At 65.8% G+C, this 4,495-nt stretch carries 3 protein-coding genes; all 3 read right to left on the bottom strand.

Going from position 1 to position 4,495, the window contains the following annotated elements; translation table 11 throughout:
• Positions 1-31 precede the first annotated feature (31 nt).
• The gene (gene gcvP / locus F3H26_RS19065) at positions 32-2,887 is read right to left on the bottom strand and encodes an aminomethyl-transferring glycine dehydrogenase (protein ID WP_149777546.1); all 2,856 of its coding nucleotides are present in this window, start codon (positions 2,885-2,887) and stop codon (positions 32-34) included.
• A 144-nt stretch (positions 2,888-3,031) separates the two neighbouring features.
• Positions 3,032-3,397, bottom strand: a complete 366-nt coding sequence (gene gcvH, locus F3H26_RS19060) for a glycine cleavage system protein GcvH (RefSeq protein WP_149777545.1) — start codon at positions 3,395-3,397, stop codon at positions 3,032-3,034.
• Positions 3,398-3,415: 18 nt separating this feature from the next.
• A partial coding sequence (gene gcvT / locus F3H26_RS19055) for a glycine cleavage system aminomethyltransferase GcvT (RefSeq protein WP_149777544.1) occupies positions 3,416-4,495 on the bottom strand: 1,080 nt, incomplete at its 5' end.

Raw genomic sequence — 4,495 nt, 5'->3', positions numbered from 1 at the left:
CCCCCGCCTTTGGGCGGGGGTTTTTGTGTTTTTATTCTGCGGCGTCTTCGTATGCGTCCATGGGGGGGCATGTGCAGACGAGGTTCCGGTCACCGTAGGCGTTGTCGACGCGGTTGACGGGCGACCAGTATTTGTCGACGCCCATTGATCCCGGCGGGAAGCAGGCCTGTTCGCGGGTGTAGGGCCGGTCCCACTCGCCCACCAGGTCGCGCACCGTGTGGGGGGCGTTCTTCAGCGGGTTGTTCTCGGGGTCGATCTTGCCGTCGATCACGTCCTGCGCCTCGGCGCGGATCGACAGCATGGCGTCGCAGAAGCGGTCCAGCTCGTCCTTGGGTTCCGATTCCGTCGGCTCGACCATCAGCGTGCCGGCCACCGGCCAGGACATGGTCGGCGCGTGGAAGCCGCTGTCGATCAGCCGCTTGGCGATGTCGTCGACGGTGATGTTGCCGGCCTCGGCCAGCGGGCGGGTGTCGAGGATGCATTCATGCGCCACCCGGCCGGTCTCGGAGGTGTAGAGGATCGGATAGGCCTCCTGCAGGCGCGCGGCGATGTAGTTGGCGTTCAGGATCGCCACCTTGGTCGCCTGGGTCAGACCCGCGCCGCCCATCAGCAGCACATAGGCCCAGGACACGGGCAGGATCGAGGGCGAGCCGAAGGGCGCCGCCGAGACCGGACCCACGGCGGTGCCGTATTCCGGGTGGCCCGGCAGGTAGGGCACCAGATGCGCCTTGACGCCGATCGGGCCCATGCCGGGGCCGCCGCCGCCATGCGGGATGCAGAAGGTCTTGTGCAGGTTCAGGTGGCTGACGTCGCCGCCGATGTCGCCGGGGCGCGACAGGCCCACCATGGCGTTCATGTTGGCCCCATCGATATAGACCTGCCCGCCGTGGTCATGGGTGATCTGGCAGACCTCCTGCACGGTTTCCTCGAACACGCCGTGGGTCGAGGGGTAGGTGATCATGCAGGCGGCCAGGTTGTCCGAGTGCTTCTCGGCCTTCTCGCGGAAGTCGGTCAGATCGATGTTGCCCTTCGCGTCGGCCTTCACCGGCACCACCTGCCAGCCGACCATCTGCGCCGAGGCCGGGTTGGTGCCATGCGCCGAGGTCGGGATCAGGCAGACGTTGCGATGCCCCTGCCCGTTGGCGATGTGATAGTTGCGGATCGTCAGCAGGCCCGCATATTCGCCCTGCGCGCCCGAGTTGGGCTGCTGGCTGATCGCGTCATAACCGGTGATCTGGCACAGCTTGTCGTTCAGATCGGCGATCATCTCGTGATAGCCCTGCGCCTGATCCTCCGGCACGAACGGGTGCATGTTGGCGAACTCGGGCCAGGTGACCGGGATCATCTCGATCGTCGCGTTCAGCTTCATGGTGCAGCTGCCCAGCGGGATCATCGCCCGATCGAGCGCCAGGTCGCGGTCGGCCAGGCGGCGCATGTAGCGGGTCATCTCGGCCTCGGCCCGGTTCTTGTGGAAGATCGGGTGGGTCAGATAGGGCGTCTCGCGCAGCGCGTAATCCGGCAGGCGGTACTGCTTGTTCGAGCTGTCGTCCTTCTTGTCGATGCCGAAGGCACCCCAGACCGCCTCGATCGTCTCGGCGCGGGTCTGTTCATCCAGGCTGATGCCGACGCGGGTCTCGCCCACCTTGCGCAGGTTGACGCCGCGCGCCACCGCCGCCTCCATGACGGTCTTCTGCAGCGGGCCGACCTCGACCGTGATGGTGTCGAAGAACACCTCGGGCTCGACCTTGAAGCCGTGCTCTTCCAGCCCGGCGGCCAGGCGCGAGGTCTTGCGGTGCACCGACTGCGCGATCGCCTTGATCCCGTCGGGGCCGTGGTACACGGCATACATCGAGGCGATCACCGCCAGCAGCGCCTGCGCGGTGCAGACGTTCGAGTTGGCCTTCTCGCGGCGGATGTGCTGTTCGCGGGTCTGCAGAGCCAGGCGATAGGCCTTGTTGCCGCGGCTGTCGATGCTGACGCCGATGATCCGGCCCGGCATCGCGCGTTTCAGCTTGTCGGTGGTGGCCATGTAGGCGGCGTGCGGCCCGCCAAAGCCCATCGGCACGCCGAAGCGCTGGGTCGAGCCCACGGCGATGTCGGCGCCCATCTCGCCCGGCGATTTCAGCAGCGCCAGCGACAGGATGTCGGCGGCCACGATGGCAATGGCGTTGTGTTCATGCAACGCCGCGATTTCCGATGTGAAGTCGCGCACATGGCCATAGGTGCCCGGATACTGGAAGATCGCGCCGAACACCGCGCCCGGGTCCAGCTCGTCAGGATCGGCGACCTTGACGTCGATGCCCAGGGGCTCGGCCCGGGTCTGGATCACCGCGATGGTCTGCGGGTGGCAGTTGCGGTCCACGAAGAAGGCCGCGTTGTTGGCCTTGGAGCGGCCACCGCGCTTGGCCATCGCCATCGCCTCGGCCGCCGCGGTCGCCTCGTCCAGCAAGGATGCGTTGGCCACGTCCAGCCCGGTCAGGTCGCTGACCATGGTCTGGAAGTTCAAGAGCGCCTCGAGCCGGCCCTGGCTGATCTCGGGCTGATAGGGCGTGTAGGCGGTGTACCAGGCCGGGTTTTCCAGGATGTTGCGCAGGATCGGCGCAGGCGTGGTGGTGCCGTAATAGCCCTGACCGATCAGCGAGGTCAGAACCTTGTTCTTACCCGCCACCTTCTTCATGTGATAGAGCGCGTCGCGTTCCGTCATCGCCGGGCCCCAGTCCAGCGGCTCTTTCTGCCGGATCGCGGGGGGGACGGTGGCGTCGATCAGATCGTCCAGCGTCTTGAAGCCGATCACCTTGAGCATGTCGCGCATCTCGGTCGGGCTGGGACCGATATGGCGGCGGTTGGCAAAGTCATAGGCTTCGTAGTCGGTCAGTTTGAAGGCCATTGCAGCGCTCCCATGGATAGGTCAGGCCCGGCGGAGACTGCGGGAGCCTCCGGCGGGGATATTTCTTGCCAGATGAAGGGCCGAGCCCAAATTCGGCGGCACAAGTCAAATCGATGGAGCCCCAGGCCGGGACTCCGCTTGGGTTCAGCCGATGAACGCCTTGTAGCCGGCCTCGTCCATCAGATCTTCCAGCTGCGCGGCATCGGTGATCTTGATCTTGTAGATCCACGCCGCGCCCTCGGGATCCTCGTTCAGCGCGCCCGGGTTGTCGGCCAGCGCACCGTTCACCTCGAGGATCTCGCCATCGACCGGGGCATAGATCTCGGAGGCCGCCTTGACGGATTCGATCACCCCGATCTCGCCGTCCTTCTCGAACTCTTCACCCACGTCCTGCTGCTCGACGAAGACCACCTCGCCCAGCTGCTCGGCCGCGTGCTTGGTGATGCCCAGCGTGGCCGTGTCGCCCTCGACGCTCAGCCATTCATGTTCTTCGGAATAATAGGTTGCCATGATGTCTCTCTCCTGACTTCAACGCTTGTAATTCTGCTTGACGAAGGGCAGCGCCACGATCCGCGCCGGCTGCGCCTTGCCCCGGATGATCAGGTTCACCTGTTCGCCCGGCTCGCTGTGGCCGGCCGCGACATAGCCCATCGCAACCGGGCCGCCGACCGTCGGGCCGAACCCGCCCGAGGTGATCCGACCGATCGTGTTGCCCTCGGCGCACTGGATTTCCACACCCTGTCGCGCCGGGGCGCGGCCGTCGGGCTTGATCCCCACCAGCTTGCGCGCCGGGCCCTCGGCCAGTTCGCGCTGGATGCGATCCGCGCCGGGAAAGCCGCCCTCTTCCTTGCGCCGCTTCTGGATCGCCCAGGCCAGGTTGGCCTCGATCGGCGAAGTGCTCTGATCGATGTCATTGCCATACAGGCACAGACCCGCCTCGAGCCGCAGACTGTCGCGCGCGCCCAGGCCCGCTGGTTCGCAATCCTCATGCGCCAGCAGGGCGCGGGTGATCTCGATCGCCTTGTCCTCGGGGATCGAGATCTCGTAGCCGTCCTCACCGGTGTAGCCCAGCCGCGAGATCCGGCATTCGACGCCGTCGATCGGGGCCACGGTGGTTTCCATGAACTTCAGATCCCGCGCCGCAGGGCACAGCGCGCCCACCACGTCCTCGGCTTTCGGGCCCTGAACCGCCACCAGCGCGCGGTCGAAGATCTCGGTCACCTCGACCCCGTCCAGATGCGCGCGCATGTGCGGAATGTCCTGATCGCGCAGCGCCGCGTTCACCACCACGAAGAAATGATCCCCCGCGTTCGACACGATCAGGTCGTCCATGATCCCGCCGTCCGCATTGGTGAAGAACCCGTAGCGCGCCTTGCCCTCGGGCAATATCGCGAAGGCCTGCGGACACAAAGCCTCGAGCTTCTCACCCACATTCTCGCCCCGCAGGATCACCTGACCCATGTGGCTCACGTCAAACAGCGCCGCCTTCTCGCGGCACTGCTTGTGCTCGCCCATGATCCCCAAAGGATACTGAACGGGCATCTCCCAGCCCGCAAAATCAACCAGCTTGCCACCCAATTCAACATGAAGTGCATGCAGCGGCGTGCG

Source organism: Ruegeria intermedia (assembly GCF_900129345.1).
In the GTDB taxonomy this organism is placed as follows: domain Bacteria; phylum Pseudomonadota; class Alphaproteobacteria; order Rhodobacterales; family Rhodobacteraceae; genus Ruegeria; species Ruegeria intermedia.
This window is presented reverse-complemented; position numbering and strand designations above follow the sequence as displayed.